This window comes from Afipia sp. OHSU_II-C1 (genome assembly GCF_000497575.1).
Lineage (GTDB): Bacteria > Pseudomonadota > Alphaproteobacteria > Rhizobiales > Xanthobacteraceae > Afipia.
Genome location: NZ_APJI01000010.1, coordinates 47,958 through 66,810, shown reverse-complemented (window position 1 = coordinate 66,810; position 18,853 = coordinate 47,958). Strand labels below are relative to the sequence as shown.

Here is an 18,853-nt window from a genome sequence, read left to right as displayed (position 1 = left end):
ACCCGATCCTGACGACCCCGGGGGGCTGGGGGCTGAGGAATCCGGTGCCGAAAGGACCGGGTCAACGCAGTTTCCTTTTGATCGCAGCCCAGCACGGCGGGGGATGGGCCGAATTCGGGCGGCATTATGATTTTGCCTGACGTCCGCGTGATGCCTTTGCTCCTGAAACGGACAGCGGATACGCCTGAAATCAGACTTGCAGGCGTGGCCAGACGGGGCAATCATGTCACCTGCGTGACAGGAGGCGCCGATGAGTTCAATGTCGGGCGATATCGATCCGAGCGAGAGCAGGGGGCTGGAGCGCAGCACTGCGCCGCTCCCGCCCCAGACCGTAACGTTCAATCGCGTCGAACTTAATCGCATTCTCAATCTCTACGGACGCATGGTCGCCGACGGTGAGTGGCGCGACTATGCGATTGATTTTCTGAAAGACCGCGCGGTGTTTTCGATTTTTCGCCGCGCGTCGGAAGTCCCGATCTACCGGATCGAAAAGGACCCGCGGCTCGCCCGCAAGCAGGGCGCGTACAGCGTGATTGCCGCCAGCGGACAGATCCTGCGCCGCGGCCATGAGCTTGATCGCGTTCTGCTGGTGATCGATCGCAAGCTCGCGCTGGTTTGATTAGTCTTTTGGCGTCGTCTCGCTGCCCTCGCCCAGGGCGCGCTGCATCATCACCGTGTCGAGCCAGCGGCCGAACTTGAACCCGACGCTGGGGTGCGTGCCGATCATGTCGAATCCGGCGCGGGCATGGACGCCAATCGAGGCGGCGTTGGCGGAATCCCCGATCACGGCGATCATCTGCCGGTAGCCGCGATCTTCGCACGCGGCAATCAGGTCCTGCATCAGCCGCGTGCCGATGCGACGTCCCTGCGCCGCAGGATCGAGATACACGGAGTTTTCGACCGTGAACCGATAGGCCGGACGGGGCCGGTAGGGTCCGGCATAGGCATAGCCGACGGCGATATCTTCCATGACCGCCACCAGATACGGGAAGCCGGCCGCCGCCAGTGCTTCGTAGCGTCGTGTCATTTCGGCAAGATCAGGCGGGTCGAGTTCGAACGTCGCGGTGCCGTGCAGAACCGCATGCCGATAGATCGCCGTGATTGCGGGGAGGTCGGTGACGGCAGCGGGCCGGATATGAAGCTGGGGCATGTCGATCGCAGAGAATGGTGCCGGAGCGGTGAAGCCCCGCAGTCCTATCAGCGAAGGACTGCAAAACAAAAGCCCCGGCTTTTGGCCGGGGCTTTCAAGAGTTCACTGATCAGCCACGATCAGATCTAGTCGCGCTGTCCAAGGAGCTGCAGCAGCAGCGTGAACAGGTTGATGAAGTTGAGGTAGAGCGACAGTGCGCCGGTGATTGCCGCGCGCTCCGCCACGTCGCCACCCTGGCTGGCGTAGCCGTAGATATAATCGTTCTTCAGGCGCTGAGTGTCCCAGGCGGTGAGGCCGGCGAACACCAGCACGCCGATCACCGAGACAATGAACTGCAACATCGTGCTAGCGATGAACAGGTTCACCAGGCTGGCGAGGATGATGCCGAACAGGCCCATCATCAGGAACGATCCCATCCCGGTCAGGTCACGCTTGGTGGTGTAGCCGTAGAGGCTCAACGCACCGAACGAGGCAGCCGTGATGAAGAACACCCGCACGATCGAGGTGTGCGTGTACACCAGGAAGATCGACGACAGCGAGATGCCCATCAGCGCTGCAAACACCCAGAACAGAAGCTGGGCGGTTGCGGGCTTCAGGCGGTTGATGCCGAACGAAATGGCGAACACCATCACGAGCGGTGCGAGGATGAACACCCACTTCAGCGGGCTGACAAACATCGCGACGCCGAACGAGGTCAGATACTGCTTGCCGATACGGCCGGCAGCGGCTGACGCGTCAGGTGTCACAGCGCCCATGTAGACGCCGAGCGCCGCGAGGCCGGTAATGGCCAGGCCGATCGCCATGTAGTTGTAGATCCTAAGCATGTACGAGCGCAGACCGGCATCGACGGTCGCGGCGTCAACGCGCCCGGCGGCCCGGCCGAAAGGTGACGTATAGTTGCGGTCCAAGTCCGACATGGTCGAAACCCCGTGGTTGTCTGGCGAAAGCGAAGGGTCTGCGCCGCCAGCTATAAGTTTGTCCCAGAACCCCGATTGAGTGTCCATCCCTGGACGGTATCAATTCGGATTCTGAACCCGCTCGGTATGTGGGAAACTAACACACTCGACGCAAGCAGGGGCGCGCGGCTGAATGTCGCAAAACCCGCTATTTCGCTGCTACAAATTGTCATAAGTTACGGAGCACGCTAGCCGGTTTTTGGTTAAGCGCGAGTAATGTTCCCGCCAGCCCGAGCCCGACCGTGACGGCCAGCGCGGCCAGCACGACGAGGGCGGCGCTGCCGGCCTGCCAGACAAAGCTCAGGGTCATCAGCCGGGTCACGATCTGCCAGGCTGCGATCGATCCGGCCGCCACTCCGAACACGGCCGTTGCGAGGCCGATCAGCAGATATTCCAGCGCATAGGCGCCCAGCAGCCGCGCCCGGGTCGCGCCGAGGGTCTTGAGGATCACGGCATCATAGACCCGGTGCCGGTGACCCGCGGCGAGTGCGCCGCCCAGCACAAGGATGGCCGAGATGAGGGTCACTGAACTGGCCCCCCGGATCGCCAGCACGAGATTGGTCACGACCTTGCCGATTGAATCGAGTGCCTCGCGCACCCGGACGCTGGTCACCATCGGAAACGCGGCAGCGACCTCCTTGATGAGCTTGGCATCGCCTGCGGCTGTGGAACTGGCCTCCGTCAGGGTTGCGATATCGGTATGGGGTGCGCCGGCGAAAGCCTTGGGCGAATAAACCAATACGAAGTTGATGCCGAGGCTCTGCCAGTCCACCGTGCGCAGGTTGCTGATCTTCGCAGTGATATCGCGTCCGAGCACGTTCACGGTGATATCGTCGCCGACCTTGATGCCGAGGCCGTCGGCGATCTTCTTTTCGAGCGAGACCAGCGGTGGCCCGCTGTAGTTTGCATCCCACCAGGTGCCCTCGACGACTTTCGAGCCGCGCGGAACTTCGCCCGTATAAGTCAGGCCGCGATCGCTTTGCAGCACCCAGGCGGCATCGTTCGAGGGCTTGAGGTCTTCGGCTTTGATGCCCTTGGCGGCGACGATGCGTCCGCGCAGCATCGGCACGGTTTCCACGTTGGCTTGCGGCGCTGCCTGTTTCAGGAAATCGCCAAACCGTGCCGCCTCTGCGGTGGGGATGTCGATGAAATAGAACGAGGGCGCGTGCTCGGGCAGCGCCGCCATGAACTGCCGTCGCAGGTTGCCGTCGATCTGGGTGATCGTGACCAGCACGGCGAGGCCAAGTCCGAGCGACATCACGACCGACGGTGTCAGCGCGCCAGGGCGATGAATGTTGGCGATGGCAAGCCGCAGCATGGTGAGGCGCGGACGCGGCAGGTTTCTCGCCAGCGCCATCAGCAACGAGGCGATGACGCGCAGCACGGCGAACACGGCGACCGACGAGACGACGAACACGGTGGCAACACGCTTGTCGTAGGCGAGGCCGATCGCGACCGACACCAGTGTCGCGATGACGGCAGCCATCAGCACGAGATAGCGCCGCCGCGGCCAATGGAATTCCGATGTCACGCCTTCGCGGAACAGCGCGGCGACCGGTACGTCATGGACGCGGCCGAGCGGCCATAGTCCGAATGCGAGCGCGGTCAGGAGGCCGTAGAGAAACGACAATGCCAGTTCGCCGATATGGAATGTCGCTTCCACCGGAAGCGGCAGGATCTTTCCGAACACGCCGACGATGATGAAGGGAAGCGTCGCGCCGATGGCGAGGCCGATCAGCGATCCAAGGATCGCCAGCACCATCACCTGGGTCAGGTAAATCGTGAACACCTCGCGGCCGGTAGCGCCGAGGGCTTTGAAGGTCGCGATCACGTCGCGCCGCTCATCGAGATGGCTCTTGATCGCATTGGCGACGCCAACGCCGCCGACCAGCAGCGCTGCGAGCCCAACCAGCGTGAGGAACTGCGTGAAACGCGTGATGCTGCGCTCAAGCTGCGGCGAGGCATTGCCGCGGCTGCGCACCTCCCAGCCGGCTTCCGGCAGGGCCTTCTGTGCTTCGTCGATCACGGATTGCGTTGCGCGATCGTCGAGCGAGGTATCCGGGAGCTTCAGGCGATAGGTCCAGCGCACCAGCGTGCCGGGTTGCAAGAGGCCGGTGGCGCGTAGCGCCTCTTCGCTGATCAGGAATCGGGGACCGAGGCCGACGCCGCCCGAGAGTTTGTCCGGCTCGGCTTCCACGACGCTGCGAATGTCGAACGTGGCGTTGCCGACAGTCACCCGGTCGCCGACCTGAAGGCCCAGCCGCGCCATGATGGCGTCGGCGCCGGCACCGAATGCGCCGTCACGCTGCGCCAGCAATTCGGCCATCGGGAGCTTCGGTGCGAGGGTGACGTCGCCGAGCATCGGATAGTTGCCGTCGACCGCTTTCAGGTCGACCAGCGCGAACTCGCCCTTGGCCGAGCGCGCCATGCCGCGCATGATCGCCGCGACCGAAATTTTGCCGCGCGCATCAAGGAAAGCGCGCTCTTCCTTCGAGGCCTCGCGCTGGATCAGTGCGAAGGATACGTCGCCGCCGAGCAGCGTGCGGCCCTGATGGTCCAGTCCTTCGCTGAGGCTTCCGGCCACCGATCCAACGCCGGCAATCGCCATGACGCCGAGCGCAATGCAGGCCACGAAAACGTAGAAGCCGCGCAGGCCGCTTCGCAGCTCGCGCAACGCGTAGCGGATCGCAAGGGATGACGTGCCGCGGCGCGAGGTGTCCGCAATCTCGCTCATCGGGATGCCGTCTCGATCCAGTGCCGGTCTGTCGCCGGTCCATCGATGCGGCCCGAACGCAGGCGCACCACACGGTCGCAGCGCTGCGCCAGCGCGGCATCGTGCGTCACGAGAACAAGGGTCATGCCGCGCTCGAGATGCTTGGCGAACAGAAGATCGACAATCTGCTTGCCGGTGGACTCGTCGAGATTTCCGGTGGGTTCATCCGCCACAAGGATGGCGGGGTCGGGCGCCATTGCACGTGCCAATGCGACGCGCTGCTGCTCGCCGCCCGAGAGCTGCGAAGGATAGTGATGCAGTCTTTCGCCCAGACCGACGCCGGCAAGTTCCTGCGCGGCGCGCGCATTCGCATCCGCACGGCCCGCGAGTTCAAGCGGCACCGCGACGTTCTCAAGTGCGGTCATGGTCGGGATCAGATGAAACGACTGGAACACGATGCCCACATGGCGGCCACGGAATCGTGCAAGGCCGTCTTCATCAAGGGCATTGAAGGAGACGCCGTTGACCACCACCTCTCCGCTGTCAGGACGTTCAAGCCCCGCCATCACCATGAGGAGCGTGGATTTGCCCGATCCCGACGGTCCGATCAGCCCGACAGCTTCGCCGGGCGCGACCCGCAAGCCGACATCCTTAAGGATGTGAACGCGTGCGGCCCCGCTGCCTAATGAGAGATTGACGTTGGAAATGGAAATGGTGTCCGGTTCGAGACCGGCGCGCTTTGAGGGTTCAATGAGACTGTCCATGGATCTTTCATATGGGGGTTCCGGCCGCGCGGTCGAGGGGCTCTTGAGGGCATTCATCGTCGCAGCAGCGGGGGCAATGATGGCGATGTCGGGGCCGGCCTCGGCTCAAACGGCTTCTGTCCAGTCAGATGTCAAAGATGTGAAGCCGATCAAACTCGCCGTGCTGGGCGATTCCCTGACCGCAGGCTACGGCCTTCCGGCCTCGGCGGCGTTTCCGGTGCGGTTGCAGAAAGCCCTGGGCGAGAAGGGCATTGCCACCGACATTCACAATGCGGGCGTGTCCGGCGACACCACGACGGGCGGGCTTGCCCGGCTCGACTGGTCGATCCCGCCCGGCACGGAAGCGGTGATCGTCGAACTCGGCGCCAACGACGCGCTGCGCGGCGTCGATCCGAAAGTGGCGCGCGGCGCGCTCGACGACATCCTGACTAAACTCAAGGCGCGCAACATTGCGGTCCTGTTGTGCGGCATGTACGCGCCGCCGAACTACGGCGCGGAGTACACGGCGCAGTTCAACAGCATCTATCCCGAACTCGCCAGGAGCCACAAAGTCCCGCTCTATCCATTCTTTCTCGATGGCGTGGCCACAGAGGCAAAGCTGACCCAGCCCGATGGGCTGCACCCGACGGCGGCCGGCGTCGATGTTGTGGTTGAGCGGATTCTGCCGACGGTCGAGGCGTTTCTGCGCGACCGTGCATCGCAACTGGGCAAGCCGTAAGGATTTATCGGCCGATCACGCGATGGTCGCTTCGCTCTGTCATCGTGCTGCGGTACAAAAGACATCAGGTGATTCGTGATCCTCTCCAGCATCGAGGAGTTTCGTGATGCCTCGCTTGTTCACCGGGCTGGAAATTCCCCCGGATATCGGCCAGACGCTCTCGAACTTGCGCGGGGGCCTGCCAGGCGCCCGCTGGATCGACCCCGAAAATTACCACGTTACATTGCGCTTCATCGGCGACATCGACGGCGCGGCGGCCAGTGAAATCGCCTCGACGCTCGAGCGGATCAACCGCAAGCCGTTCGAAGTCGCGTTGCAGGGCCTGTCCAGCTTTGGCGGCAAGAAACCGCGGGCGGTCGTGGCATCGGTTGTACCAAGCCGTCCCCTGATGGAATTGCAGGCGGAACTGGAACGGCTGATGCAGCGGTTCGGTTTCGATCCGGAGGGCCGCAAATTCATCCCCCACGTCACGCTCGCGCGGTTGCGGGACGCCTCCAATCAGGATGTGGCGGACTATCTGTCGGTGCGCGGCTATTTCCCGACCCGCAGCTTCATGGCCTCCCGCTTCGTCCTGTTCTCGTCGCGGGCGTCGGTGGGCGGTGGGCCCTATGTTGTCGAAGACGCCTATGCGCTGAGCGCATAGAGAGCTTTCGGCACCTTTGTAGTCTTGCATTTTGCGCGTCATTCTGGCGGGTAGCGGGCCATGAACGCTCCGTCCCGCGCCTCGTTCCGTCGGCACTACCAGGCTCTGGTTGCCGCTGGCACCATCGAAGCCGATCCCGCACAGGCGCAGGCTGTTGAGGCTTTTTCCGCACTTGAGACGAGGCTTGCGGGCTATCGTCCCGGCCGCGGCGGACTGCTGCAACGCCTGTTCGCCGACAAGGACGCCGCCCCGCTGCGCGGTCTCTACATCCACGGCGAGGTCGGACGCGGCAAGACCATGCTGATGGATCTGTTCTTCAACGAAAGTCCGGTTGCGCACAAGCGCCGCGCGCACTTTCACGAATTCATGGCCGACGTTCATGAGCGGATTCACGGTTTCCGCCAGAAGATTGCGCGCCAGGAAATTGGCGATACCGATCCGGTGCGGCTGACCGCGCAATCGATTTTCGAGGAAGCGTGGCTGCTATGCTTCGACGAATTTCACGTCACCGATATCGCGGACGCGATGATCCTTGGACGCCTGTTCAGCCGGCTGTTCGAACTGGGGACTGTGGTCGTGGCAACGTCGAACGTCGCGCCCGGCGATCTCTACAAGGGCGGATTGAACCGCGCATTGTTTCTGCCGTTCATCGGACAACTGACGGATCGGATGGAGGTGCTGCGGCTCGACGCGCGCACCGATTTCCGCCTGGAAAAACTCGCCGGCATCAAGATGTGGCTGGTGCCCGCGGATGCGAGCGCGGATGCCGCGCTCGACAAGGCGTGGACCAAGCTCACCGGCGGCGCTGCGGACCATCCGCGCGACGTCATGATCAAGGGCCATGTGCTGCATGTTCCGCATTCGGCGCACGGCGTCGCGCGCTTTACATTCGCCGACCTGTGCGAGAAGCCGCTTGGCGCATCGGATTATCTGCGCCTTGCGCATGATTATCACACGCTGATCATCGACCGGATTCCGGCGATGCAGTCCCCGCAGCGCAATTACGCCAAGCGCTTTATCACGCTGATCGACACGCTTTACGACAATGCCGTGAAACTGATGGCGTCGGCGGAGACCGATCCCCTGTCGCTTTACACCGCGACCGAGGGGGTCGAGGCCAACGAATTCAAACGTACCTCGTCGCGGCTAATTGAGATGGGCTCGGAATCCTATCTGGCGCTGCCTCACGGCCGCAGCGACTCGTCCGCGAGCGGCGCGACGACCGGCCTGGTCGAGACCTGACGGGTTCGCTTTATGTTTCATCTCCGGCCCCGGCGAAAGCCCGATACGAAAGCGCTGCCCGGTGCCTCCACGGTGAGCACCGCCGCATCATTGAGCGAACGGCGACTTGAACGCGTGCCGCGAAAGGTCTAACCAGCCCTCCAGAGTTTTCCCACCCTCTCTTCGTCGACATCAAAGGACAGATTTCCCATGGCGCGTGACAAGATTGCTTTGATTGGTTCAGGTCAGATCGGCGGCACGCTCGCCCACCTCGTCGGGCTGAAAGAGCTGGGCGACGTGGTGATGTTCGACATCGCCGAAGGCATTCCGCAGGGCAAGTCGCTCGACATCGCGCAGTCCTCGCCGGTCGACGGCTTCGACGCCAACTTCACCGGCGCGAATTCCTACGAGGCCATCGAAGGCGCCAGCGTGGTGATCGTCACCGCAGGCGTGCCGCGCAAGCCCGGCATGAGCCGCGATGACCTTCTCAGCATCAATCTCAAGGTGATGGAGCAGGTCGGCGCCGGCATCAAGAAGTATGCCCCCGACGCTTTCGTCATCTGCATCACCAACCCGCTCGACGCGATGGTCTGGGCGCTGCAGAAGGCCTGCGGCCTGCCGCAGAAGAAGGTTGTCGGCATGGCCGGCGTGCTGGACTCCGCGCGCTTCCGTTACTTCCTTGCCGATGAGTTCAACGTCTCTGTCGAAGACGTCACCGCCTTCGTGCTCGGCGGTCACGGCGACACCATGGTGCCGCTGACCAAGTACTCCACCGTCGCCGGCATTCCGTTGCCTGATCTCGTGAAGATGGGCTGGACCTCGCAGGCCCGTATCGACGAGATCGTCGACCGCACCCGCAACGGCGGCGCGGAGATCGTCAACCTGCTCAAGACCGGGTCGGCGTTCTACGCGCCGGCTGCGTCCGCAATCGCGATGGCGGAAAGCTATCTGCGCGACAAGAAGCGTGTGCTGCCCTGCGCCGCCTACCTCAACGGCGAATACGGCGTGAAGGACATGTATGTCGGCGTTCCGGTTGTCATCGGATCGAAGGGTGTCGAGCGTATCGTCGAGATCGAGCTGGCCGGCAAGGACCGCGAAGGTTTCGACAAGTCGGTCGGCGCCGTGCAGGGTCTTGTTGACGCCTGCAAGAAGATCGCGCCCGACCTGCTTGGCAAGTAAGCGGCGCGACGCCGTTACCGATTCCGCACGATCCGGTGAAAGTATTTTCCGGATCGTGCCTGAGCCTTTCTCTTTTCCCTCTTCGGTTCTCTGGGGCAATCCATGAACATCCACGAATATCAGGCCAAGGCGGTGCTGAAGGAATTCGGCGTGCCGGTGTCGCGCGGCGTGCCAATTCTCAAGGCGGCTGAAGCAGAAGCTGCGGCAAAGGAACTCGGCGGCCCGTTGTGGGTGGTAAAGAGCCAGATCCATGCCGGCGGACGCGGCAAGGGCAAGTTCAAGGAAGCCTCCGCCGGCGACAAGGGCGGCGTGCGTCTGGCCAAGTCGATCGACGAGGTGAAAGAATTCGCCAAGCAGATGCTCGGCGCGACGCTGGTGACGATCCAGACCGGCCCGGCCGGCAAGCAGGTCAATCGCCTCTATCTCGAAGACGGCTCGGACATCGAGAAGGAATTCTACCTGTCGCTGCTGGTCGACCGCGAAACCTCGTGGGTGGCGTTCGTGGTGTCCACCGAAGGCGGCATGGACATCGAGAAGGTCGCGCACGATACGCCCGACAAGATCGTGACGTTCTCGGTCGATCCCGCCACCGGCATCATGGGTCATCACGGCCGCACCGTGGCGCAGGCGCTCGGCCTCAAGGGCGATCTCGCCAAGCAGGCGGAGAAGCTGGTGACGCAGCTCTATACGGCGTTCCTCGCCAAGGACATGGAGATGCTGGAGATCAATCCGCTGATCGTCTCCAAGCAGGGCGAGCTGAAGTGCCTCGACGCCAAGATGTCGTTCGATTCCAATTCGCTTTATCGTCATCCGGACATCGTCGCCTTGCGCGACACCACGGAAGAAGACGCCAAGGAAATCGAGGCGTCGAAGTATGACCTCGCCTATATCGCGCTCGACGGCACCATCGGCTGCATGGTGAACGGCGCCGGTCTCGCGATGGCCACCCTCGACATCATCAAACTGTACGGCGAAAGCCCGGCCAACTTCCTCGATGTCGGCGGCGGCGCGTCGGAAGAAAAGGTCACGGCGGCGTTCAAGATCATCACCGCAGATCCGAACGTGAAGGGCATCCTCGTCAATATCTTCGGCGGCATCATGAAGTGCGACGTCATCGCGCGCGGCGTCATCGCCGCGGTGAAGGCGGTCGGTCTTCAGGTGCCTCTGGTGGTGCGTCTCGAAGGCACCAATGTCGAGGAAGGCAAGAAGATCATCCGCGAAAGCGGTCTCAACGTTCTGCCCGCCGACGATCTCGACGACGCTGCGCAGAAGATCGTCAACGCCGTGAAGGGAAAGTAAGCCGATGTCCGTCCTGATCGACAAGAATACCAAGGTCATCTGCCAGGGCTTCACCGGCAAGAACGGCACCTTCCATTCCGAAGGCGCGATCGCCTACGGCACCAAGATGGTCGGCGGCACCTCGCCGGGCAAAGGCGGCACCACGCATCTCGGCCTGCCGGTGTTCGACACCGTGCAGGAAGCGCGTGACAAGACCGGCGCCGATGCGTCGGTGATCTACGTCCCGCCGCCGGGCGCGGCCGATGCGATCTGCGAAGCGATCGATGCGGAAGTGCCGCTGATCGTCTGCATCACCGAAGGCATTCCGGTGCTCGACATGGTGCGCGTCAAGCGCTCCCTGTCAGGCTCGAAGTCGCGGCTGATCGGGCCGAACTGCCCGGGCGTTGTCACCGCCGGGGAATCCAAGATCGGCATCATGCCCGCCAACATCTTCAAGCCTGGCAATGTCGGCATCGTCTCGCGCTCCGGCACGCTGACTTATGAAGCGGTCTTCCAGACCACCCAGGTCGGGCTCGGCCAGACCTCCGCTGTCGGCATCGGCGGCGACCCGGTCAAGGGCACCGAATTCATCGACGTGCTCGAACTGTTCCTGGCGGACGAGAAGACCAAGTCGATCATCATGATCGGCGAAATCGGCGGCTCCGCCGAAGAAGACGCCGCACAGTTTCTCAAGGACGAGGCCAAGCGCGGCCGGTCGAAGCCGATGGTCGGATTTATCGCCGGCCGCACCGCGCCTCCGGGCCGCCGCATGGGCCATGCCGGTGCGATCGTCTCCGGCGGCAAGGGTGACGCCGAATCGAAGATCGCTGCCATGGAAGCGGCCGGGATCATGGTTTCCCCGTCGCCGGCGCGGCTTGGAACGACGCTTCTCGAAAGGTTGAAAGCTTAGTTCAGTCCTTGGTTCTTTTCAGCGCGAAGTTTTGCCCTAAATAGGGTAAAAGGTGCGGCCCAAACACGATGCCGATACCAAAATCGGGCGATTTCTCCCGATTTTCCCGCGCGATAGCAATCATCAGGACGCAATCATGTCTCGCCAGGACGCGAATGCCAATTTCGCTCTCACTTCCTTCCTCGACGGCGCCAACGCCACCTACATTGACGACCTCTACGCCCGCTACGAGAAGGACCCGTCGTCGGTCGATCCGGACTGGGTGGATTTTTTCAAAAGCCTGAAGGATCAGCCGTCCGACGTTGCGAAGAACGCGCAAGGCCCGTCCTGGGAAAAAGCCAACTGGCCGGCCACGCCGAAGGACGACCTGACCTCCGCGCTCGATGGCAACTGGGCGCAGGTCGAGAAGGTCGTCGGCGACAAGATCGCTGCCAAGGCGCAGGCCGCCGGCAGCAACCTGACCTCGGCGGACATCCATCAGGCGACCCGCGATTCGGTGCGCGCCCTGATGCTGATTCGCGCCTACCGCATGCGCGGCCACTTCCACGCCAATCTCGATCCGCTCGGGATCGAAGGTCAGAAGGATCACGAAGAGCTCGATCCGCGCTCTTACGGATTCACCGACGCGGATTTCGACCGCAAGATTTTCCTCGATCACGTCCTAGGTCTCGAGACCGCGACGCTGCGCGAGATTGTTGCGATCTGTCAGCGCACCTACTGCCAGACGCTTGGCGTTGAGTTCATGCACATCTCGAATCCGGCGCAGAAGAGCTGGATTCAGGAGCGCATCGAAGGTCCGGACAAGGAAATCAGCTTCACCCGCGAAGGCCGCCGCGCCATTCTGATGAAGCTGATCGAAACCGAAGGTTTTGAGAAGTTCTGCGACATCAAGTTCACCGGCACCAAGCGCTTCGGTCTCGATGGCGGCGAATCGCTGATTCCCGCGCTCGAACAGATCATCAAGCGCGGCGGCAATCTCGGCGTCCGCGATATCGTGGTCGGCATGCCGCATCGCGGCCGTCTCAACGTGCTCACCCAGGTGATGGGCAAGCCGCATCGCGCGCTGTTCCACGAGTTCAAGGGTGGTTCGGCCAATCCCGATGAGGTCGAAGGCTCGGGCGACGTGAAGTATCACCTCGGCGCGTCATCCGACCGCGAGTTCGACGGCAACAAGATCCATCTGTCGCTGACCGCAAATCCCTCGCATCTCGAAATCGTCGATCCGGTGGTGCTTGGCAAGGCGCGTGCGAAGGAAGACCAGAACGGCGATCCGCCGGATCAGCGCATCTCGGTGCTGCCGCTCCTGATGCACGGCGACGCGGCTTTCGCCGGTCAGGGCGTGGTGGCGGAGTGCTTCGCGCTGTCCGACCTCAAGGGCTATCGCACCGGCGGCTCGATCCATTTCATCGTCAACAACCAGATCGGCTTCACCACCTATCCGCGCTATTCGCGCTCGTCGCCGTATCCGTCCGACGTCGCCAAGATGATCGACGCGCCGATTTTCCATGTGAACGGCGACGATCCGGAAGCGGTGGTGTTCGCAGCCAAGATCGCGATCGAATTCCGGCAGAAGTTCCACAAACCTGTCGTCATCGACATGTTCTGCTACCGCCGCCACGGTCACAACGAGGGCGACGAGCCGGGTTTCACCAACCCGGTGATGTACAAGAAGATCGCGACCCACCCCACCACGCTCGATCTCTATGCCAAGCGGCTGATAGCCGACGGCGTCGTGACCGAAGGCGAAGTCGAGAAGGCCAAGGCCGACTGGCGCGCGCGTCTTGATGCAGAGCTTGAGGCCGGTTCGGGCTACAAGCCGAACAAGGCTGACTGGCTCGACGGCAAGTGGGCCGGCTTCAAGTCGGCTGAAGTCGGCGAAGATCCGCGCCGCGGCAATACCGGCATTAAGATCGATGAACTCAAGGACATCGGCCGCAAGATCACCAAGGTGCCGGACGGTTTCCGCATTCACCGCACTGTTCAGCGCTACCTCGAAAATCGTCTGAAGACGATCGAGAACGGCGAGGGCATCGACTGGGCAACCGCTGAAGCACTGGCGTTCTGCACGCTGCTCAAGGAAGGTCATCGTGTGCGTCTCTCGGGACAGGATTCCGAGCGCGGCACGTTTTCGCAGCGGCACTCGGTGCTGTTCGATCAGGAAGATGAAAGCCGTTACACGCCGTTCAATCATCTCGGCGACAACCAGGGTCACTACGAGGTCATCAACTCGCTGTTGTCCGAAGAAGCGGTGCTCGGCTTTGAATACGGTTACTCGCTCGCCGAGCCGAATGCGCTCACGATTTGGGAGGCCCAGTTCGGCGACTTCGCCAACGGTGCGCAGGTCGTGTTCGACCAGTTTATCTCGTCGGCCGAACGCAAGTGGCTGCGTATGTCGGGTCTCGTCTGCCTTCTCCCTCACGGCTATGAGGGCCAGGGACCGGAGCATTCTTCGGCACGTCTGGAGCGCTTTCTGCAGATGTGCGCCGAGGACAACATGCAGGTCACCAACCTCACGACGCCTGCGAACTACTTCCACGCCTTGCGCCGTCAGCTCAAGCGTGAGATCCGCAAGCCGCTGATCATCATGACCCCGAAGTCGTTGCTGCGTAACAAGCGCGCGGTGTCGAAGCTCGAGGAGTTCGCGACGGACACCTCGTTCCATCGCATCCTGCTGGACGATGCAGAGGCGGGTGGCGAGTTCAAGCTCGCCGAAGACGGCAAGATCCGCCGCGTCGTCATCTGCTCGGGCAAGGTCTATTACGATCTGCTCGAAGAGCGTGAGAAGCGTGGCACCGACGACATCTATCTGCTGCGCATCGAGCAGCTCTATCCCGTGCCGCTCAAGGCGCTGGTGCAGGTGCTTGAGCGTTTCAAGAAAGCCGAAGTGGTCTGGTGCCAGGAGGAGCCCCGCAACATGGGCGGCTGGCACTTCATCGAGCCGTATCTCGAGTGGGTACTCAACCAGGTCGGCTCGGCGCACAAGCGTCCGCGCTATGCCGGGCGCGCTGCCGCGGCCGCAACTGCTACCGGTCTGATGTCGAAGCATCTCCAGCAATTGAAGGCATTGCTCGAGGAAGCTCTCGGTTGATCCATTGGATGCCCGCATATCGCGGGCATTTCCATCCAGTACGATTTGATTTGAGGCGCTGACGGCACAGGAAGCCGTTCACGACGCAAGGGGAAAGAGAAATGGCTGAAATTCGCGTTCCGACATTGGGCGAGTCCGTCACCGAGGCCACCATTGGCCGCTGGTTCAAGAAGGCCGGCGATGCCGTCGCAGTCGACGAACCCTTGGTCGAACTCGAAACCGACAAGGTTACCATCGAAGTGCCGGCGCCGTTCGCAGGAACCCTGGATGAAATCATTGCCAAGGACGGCGAGACCGTTGCGGTGGGCGCGCTGCTCGGTCAGATCACCGCCGGCGCAGGCGGCGCCAAGCCTGCCGCCGCTCCGGCCAAGGCTGCTGAGCCGCCGAAGGCTGCTGCGCCTGCGGCCGCAGCCCCCGCCCCGGCACAGAAATCTCCGCCTGCCGACGCGCCGCAGGCGCCGTCGGTGCGCAAGCTCTCCGCTGAATCCGGGATCGATGCCTCGACCGTTCCGGGCTCCGGCAAGGATGGCCGCGTTACCAAGGGCGACATGCTGGCCGCGATCGAAAAGGCCGCCTCGCTGGCGACGCCGCTCAATCAGCCCGCCGCCGCCGTGCAGGTGCGCGCACCGTCGCCTGCCGACGATGCCGCGCGTGAAGAGCGGGTGAAGATGACGCGTCTGCGCCAGACTATCGCGCGCCGCCTCAAGGACGTGCAGAACACTGCTGCGATGCTGACGACCTTCAACGAGGTCGACATGACCAACGTCATGGCCCTGCGCGCGCACTACAAGGATGCGTTCGAAAAGAAGCATGGCGCCAAGCTCGGCTTCATGGGCTTCTTCACCAAGGCTGTCGTGCAGGCGCTCAAGGACGTGCCCGCCGTCAACGCGGAGATCGACGGGACCGACCTGATCTACAAGAACTACTATCACATCGGCGTCGCGGTCGGCACCGACAAGGGCCTCGTCGTGCCGGTGGTGCGCGATTGCGACCACAAGTCGATCGCTGAGATCGAAAAGAGCATTGCTGACTACGGCCGGCGCGCCCGCGACGGTCAGCTCAAGATCGAGGAAATGCAGGGCGGCACCTTTACGATCACCAACGGCGGCATCTATGGCTCGCTGATGTCGACGCCGATCTTGAACGCTCCGCAGTCGGGTATCCTCGGCATGCACAAGATTCAGGAGCGGCCGGTCGCCATCGGCGGCAAGGTCGAGATTCGCCCGATGATGTATCTCGCGGTGTCCTATGATCACCGCGTCATCGACGGCAAGGAAGCGGTGACCTTCCTCGTTCGCGTCAAGGAAAACCTCGAGGATCCGGCGCGCCTCGTGCTGGATCTGTAAGCCGATGCATCTGCCGCCCGAATTCCTCGCGTTGTTCGGTGTGTTCGTGTTGGCGGCCATCGCGCCGGGCGCGGACTTCGCCTGTGTGCTTCGCGAGAGCGTGAGTTTTGGGCGACGGGCGGGAATTGCATCTGCCATCGGTGTCGGGTCGGCGATCATGGTCCATGTCGCCTACACCGTAACCGGCGTGGGCCTGATCGTTGCGCAGTCGGTCCTGATCTTCACCATCGTGAAGTGGTGCGGTGCGGCTTACCTGGTTTATCTCGGCGTCCGGTCGTTGACGGCGAGCCGCCGCTCACCTCAAACCCTCGACAGGACTGCCACCGCTCCCATAGGCGGCGCGCGCAATGTCGCCACGTCGTACGGCGTGGGCTTCCTCACCAATCTTCTGAACCCCAAGGCGACGCTGTTTTTCGTCTCGCTGTTTGCCACGATTGTTTCGCACGAGACGCCTGTGATGACGCAGTTCGCTTACGGGGCCGCGCTGGCCGTGTTTCTTGCGGTCTGGTTCAGCCTTGTCGCGGTGTTTCTGACGACGCGTTCGATGCGCACCGGCTATGAGCGGATCGGGCACTGGATCGATCGCGCGACCGGTCTGGTTCTGATCGGGCTGGGCGTTCGTATCGCGCTTCAAAAAGCAAACTGACGTTCGTGCAGGGGATTGGTTCTGATGGATAGCGTCGCCATCGTCACTGGAGGGAGCCGCGGTATCGGTCGCGCGACTTCGCTGGCCGCGGCGAAGCGCGGCTACAAGGTGGTGGTCGGCTATGCCAGCAACAGGGCCGCCGCCGACGAGGTCGTCGGGAAGATTGCGGCTAGCAATGGCAAGGCCATTGCCGTGAAATGCGACGTCGGCAATGAAGCCGACATTCTCGATCTCTTCAAACAGGCGGACGCATTCGGCAAGCTTGGCGCCCTTGTGAACAATGCCGGCGTGGTCGATGCGACCGCTCGCGTCGATGAAATGTCCGCCGCGCGTCTTACCCGCATGATGAACGTCAATATCGTTGGCAGCATTTTGTGCGCGCGCGAAGCCGTCAAGCGCATGTCCAGCAAGCACGGCGGCAGTGGCGGGGTGATCGTCAATCTCTCGTCCGTGGCAGCGACGCTCGGCTCGCCGGCGCAATATGTCGATTATGCCGCATCGAAAGGCGCGATCGATACGTTCACGGTCGGGCTCGCGCGCGAGGTCAGCGCCGAAGGCATTCGGGTCAATGGGGTTCGTCCGGGACTGATCGATACGGAAATCCACGCCAGCGGCGGTGAGCCGGATCGCGCGCACCGGCTGGCGCATACGGTGCCGATGAAGCGTGTCGGGACCGCGGATGAAATCGCCAACGCCGTCGTCTGGCTGATGTCGGACGAGGCGTCATATGTCACTGGCACAATCGTCGATGTTTCCGGCGGCCGCTAATTTCAACTTCTCTGCGAGTACAGGATAATCCCATGGCTTCTTATGATCTTATCGTTATCGGCACCGGTCCCGGCGGTTACGTTTGCGCGATCCGCGCAGCGCAGCTCGGCATGAAGGTCGCGGTGATCGAGAAGCGCGCGACCTATGGCGGGACCTGCCTCAACATCGGCTGCATTCCGTCCAAGGCGCTGTTGCAGGCTTCGGAGCGTTTCGAGGAAGTCACACACATGCTGCCGAAGATGGGCATCGGCGTCGGCAAGCCGAAGCTCGATCTTCCGACCATGATGAAGTTCAAGACGGACGGTGTCGACGGCAACACCAAGGGCGTCGCCTTCCTGTTCAAGAAGAACAAGATCGATCCCTACGAGGGCACGGGCCGCATCCTCGGCGCAGGCAAGGTCGAGGTGACTGGCAATGACGGCAAGAAGCAGGTGCTTGAGACGAAGAATATCGTCATCGCCACCGGCTCCGATGTCGCCAAGCTGAAGGGCGTTGAGATCGACGAGAAGCGCATTGTTTCGTCCACCGGCGCGCTGGTCCTCGACAAGGTGCCCGAGAAGATGCTGGTGATCGGCGCGGGTGTGATCGGCCTTGAGCTCGGCTCGGTGTGGCGCCGTCTCGGCACGCAGATCACCGTCGTTGAATTCCTCGACCGGATTCTTCCCGGCATGGACGGCGAAGTTGCGAAGTCTTTCCAGCGTATGCTGGAAAAGCAGGGCGTCGAGTTCAAGCTGGGATCCAAGGTCACCGGCGTCGATAGCTCCGGCAAGCGGTTGAAGGTCAGTGTCGAGCCGGCCGCGGGTGGCGCGGCGGAAGTGATCGAGACCGATGTCGTGCTGCTGGCGATCGGACGCGTGCCCTACACCGAAGGTCTTGGGCTCAAGGAGGCGGGTGTCGAGCTTGATCAGCGCGGCCGGGTGCAGACCGACGGACACTTCCAGACCAATGTAAAGGGCATCTATGCCATCGGCGACGTGATCGCGGGGCCGATGCTGGCCCACAAGGCCGAGGACGAGGGCATCGCGATTGCGGAGATTCTCGCAGGGCAGGCCGGTCACACCAATTACGATGTGATCCCGAGCGTGATCTATACGTTCCCGGAAGTCGCATCCGTCGGCAAGACGGAGGAAGAGCTGAAGCAGGCCGGCGTGGCTTACACCGTTGGGAAATTTCCCTTCACCGCGAATGCGCGCACCAAGGTCAATCAGACCACCGATGGCTTTGTGAAGATTCTTGCGGATGCGAAGACCGATCGCGTGCTGGGTGCTCATATCGTCGGTGCGGAAGCCGGCGAAATGATCCACGAAGCCGCGGTGCTGATGGAGTTTGGCGGTTCCGCCGAGGATCTCGCCCGCACCTGCCATGCCCATCCGACGCGTTCCGAGGCAGTCAAGGAAGCCGCGCTTGCGGTCGGAAAGCGCGCTATCCATATGTGATGGCTGACCGGCATTCAGCCGGTCATGAGGGATGAGA

At 62.6% G+C, this 18,853-nt stretch carries 16 protein-coding genes; 12 read left to right on the top strand and 4 right to left on the bottom strand.

The annotated features are described in order from the left end of the window. Positions 1-250: 250 nt before the first annotated feature. On the top strand, positions 251-619 hold the full coding sequence (locus I554_RS0109810; RefSeq protein ID WP_006023234.1) for a DUF2794 domain-containing protein: 369 nt from the start codon (positions 251-253) through the stop codon (positions 617-619). Here the strand turns inward: I554_RS0109810 and I554_RS0109805 are convergent, their stop codons facing one another. The 4 genes from I554_RS0109805 to I554_RS0109790 form a co-directional block, all read right to left on the bottom strand. After that, complete coding sequence (locus tag I554_RS0109805) at positions 620-1,150, bottom strand: GNAT family N-acetyltransferase (RefSeq protein WP_024576694.1); 531 nt, start codon at positions 1,148-1,150, stop codon at positions 620-622. Between the two features lie 125 nt (positions 1,151-1,275). Continuing rightward, the gene (locus tag I554_RS0109800; protein WP_024576693.1) at positions 1,276-2,067 is read right to left on the bottom strand and encodes a Bax inhibitor-1/YccA family protein; all 792 of its coding nucleotides are present in this window, start codon (positions 2,065-2,067) and stop codon (positions 1,276-1,278) included. 208 nt (positions 2,068-2,275) lie between these two features. Beyond that, the gene (locus I554_RS0109795; protein ID WP_024576692.1) at positions 2,276-4,840 is read right to left on the bottom strand and encodes an FtsX-like permease family protein; all 2,565 of its coding nucleotides are present in this window, start codon (positions 4,838-4,840) and stop codon (positions 2,276-2,278) included. Further along, positions 4,837-5,583: an ABC transporter ATP-binding protein gene (locus I554_RS0109790; RefSeq protein WP_024576691.1), complete on the bottom strand. Its 747-nt coding sequence runs from the start codon at positions 5,581-5,583 to the stop codon at positions 4,837-4,839. The genes I554_RS0109795 and I554_RS0109790 overlap by 4 nt, the downstream gene beginning before the upstream one ends. On the opposite strand from I554_RS0109790, the gene I554_RS0109785 reads away from it, so the two are divergent. The 11 genes from I554_RS0109785 (at position 5,582) to lpdA (ending at position 18,816) form a co-directional block, all read left to right on the top strand. Further along, entirely contained in the window at positions 5,582-6,301 is a 720-nt protein-coding gene (locus tag I554_RS0109785) for an arylesterase (protein WP_024576690.1), read from the top strand. The two genes, I554_RS0109790 and I554_RS0109785, sit on opposite strands and share 2 nt — an antisense overlap. A gap of 106 nt (positions 6,302-6,407) precedes the next feature. Beyond that, positions 6,408-6,944, top strand: coding sequence for an RNA 2',3'-cyclic phosphodiesterase (gene thpR / locus I554_RS0109780; protein ID WP_024576689.1), 537 nt, complete (start codon positions 6,408-6,410; stop codon positions 6,942-6,944). Positions 6,945-7,004: 60 nt separating this feature from the next. Next, the gene (zapE, locus tag I554_RS0109775; protein WP_024576688.1) at positions 7,005-8,186 is read left to right on the top strand and encodes a cell division protein ZapE; all 1,182 of its coding nucleotides are present in this window, start codon (positions 7,005-7,007) and stop codon (positions 8,184-8,186) included. 189 nt (positions 8,187-8,375) lie between these two features. Continuing rightward, the gene (mdh, locus tag I554_RS0109770) at positions 8,376-9,344 is read left to right on the top strand and encodes a malate dehydrogenase (protein ID WP_024576687.1); all 969 of its coding nucleotides are present in this window, start codon (positions 8,376-8,378) and stop codon (positions 9,342-9,344) included. Positions 9,345-9,446: 102 nt separating this feature from the next. Beyond that, positions 9,447-10,643: an ADP-forming succinate--CoA ligase subunit beta gene (sucC, locus tag I554_RS0109765; protein WP_024576686.1), complete on the top strand. Its 1,197-nt coding sequence runs from the start codon at positions 9,447-9,449 to the stop codon at positions 10,641-10,643. Between the two features lie 4 nt (positions 10,644-10,647). Continuing rightward, positions 10,648-11,532, top strand: a complete 885-nt coding sequence (gene sucD / locus I554_RS0109760; RefSeq protein ID WP_024576685.1) for a succinate--CoA ligase subunit alpha — start codon at positions 10,648-10,650, stop codon at positions 11,530-11,532. A gap of 136 nt (positions 11,533-11,668) precedes the next feature. Then, complete coding sequence (locus tag I554_RS0109755; protein ID WP_024576684.1) at positions 11,669-14,620, top strand: 2-oxoglutarate dehydrogenase E1 component; 2,952 nt, start codon at positions 11,669-11,671, stop codon at positions 14,618-14,620. Between the two features lie 101 nt (positions 14,621-14,721). Then, complete coding sequence (odhB, locus tag I554_RS0109750) at positions 14,722-15,966, top strand: 2-oxoglutarate dehydrogenase complex dihydrolipoyllysine-residue succinyltransferase (protein ID WP_024576683.1); 1,245 nt, start codon at positions 14,722-14,724, stop codon at positions 15,964-15,966. Positions 15,967-15,970: 4 nt separating this feature from the next. Next, complete coding sequence (locus tag I554_RS0109745) at positions 15,971-16,612, top strand: LysE family translocator (protein WP_024576682.1); 642 nt, start codon at positions 15,971-15,973, stop codon at positions 16,610-16,612. A gap of 24 nt (positions 16,613-16,636) precedes the next feature. Next, entirely contained in the window at positions 16,637-17,380 is a 744-nt protein-coding gene (locus I554_RS0109740; RefSeq protein ID WP_029659480.1) for an SDR family oxidoreductase, read from the top strand. Between the two features lie 32 nt (positions 17,381-17,412). Then, a complete protein-coding gene (gene lpdA / locus I554_RS0109735) occupies positions 17,413-18,816 on the top strand; it encodes a dihydrolipoyl dehydrogenase (RefSeq protein ID WP_024576680.1) in 1,404 nt (467 codons plus the stop codon). The last annotated feature ends 37 nt before the right edge of the window (positions 18,817-18,853 follow it).

Coding starts and splice junctions, on each gene's coding strand:
- I554_RS0109810 (WP_006023234.1), top strand. CDS start 251: ATGAGTTCAATGTCGGGCGATATCGATCCGAGCGAGAGCAGGGGGCTG.
- I554_RS0109805 (WP_024576694.1), bottom strand. CDS start 1,150: ATGCCCCAGCTTCATATCCGGCCCGCTGCCGTCACCGACCTCCCCGCA.
- I554_RS0109800 (WP_024576693.1), bottom strand. CDS start 2,067: ATGTCGGACTTGGACCGCAACTATACGTCACCTTTCGGCCGGGCCGCC.
- I554_RS0109795 (WP_024576692.1), bottom strand. CDS start 4,840: ATGAGCGAGATTGCGGACACCTCGCGCCGCGGCACGTCATCCCTTGCG.
- I554_RS0109785 (WP_024576690.1), top strand. CDS start 5,582: ATGGATCTTTCATATGGGGGTTCCGGCCGCGCGGTCGAGGGGCTCTTG.
- I554_RS0109790 (WP_024576691.1), bottom strand. CDS start 5,583: ATGGACAGTCTCATTGAACCCTCAAAGCGCGCCGGTCTCGAACCGGAC.
- thpR (WP_024576689.1), top strand. CDS start 6,408: ATGCCTCGCTTGTTCACCGGGCTGGAAATTCCCCCGGATATCGGCCAG.
- zapE (WP_024576688.1), top strand. CDS start 7,005: ATGAACGCTCCGTCCCGCGCCTCGTTCCGTCGGCACTACCAGGCTCTG.
- mdh (WP_024576687.1), top strand. CDS start 8,376: ATGGCGCGTGACAAGATTGCTTTGATTGGTTCAGGTCAGATCGGCGGC.
- sucC (WP_024576686.1), top strand. CDS start 9,447: ATGAACATCCACGAATATCAGGCCAAGGCGGTGCTGAAGGAATTCGGC.
- sucD (WP_024576685.1), top strand. CDS start 10,648: ATGTCCGTCCTGATCGACAAGAATACCAAGGTCATCTGCCAGGGCTTC.
- I554_RS0109755 (WP_024576684.1), top strand. CDS start 11,669: ATGTCTCGCCAGGACGCGAATGCCAATTTCGCTCTCACTTCCTTCCTC.
- odhB (WP_024576683.1), top strand. CDS start 14,722: ATGGCTGAAATTCGCGTTCCGACATTGGGCGAGTCCGTCACCGAGGCC.
- I554_RS0109745 (WP_024576682.1), top strand. CDS start 15,971: ATGCATCTGCCGCCCGAATTCCTCGCGTTGTTCGGTGTGTTCGTGTTG.
- I554_RS0109740 (WP_029659480.1), top strand. CDS start 16,637: ATGGATAGCGTCGCCATCGTCACTGGAGGGAGCCGCGGTATCGGTCGC.
- lpdA (WP_024576680.1), top strand. CDS start 17,413: ATGGCTTCTTATGATCTTATCGTTATCGGCACCGGTCCCGGCGGTTAC.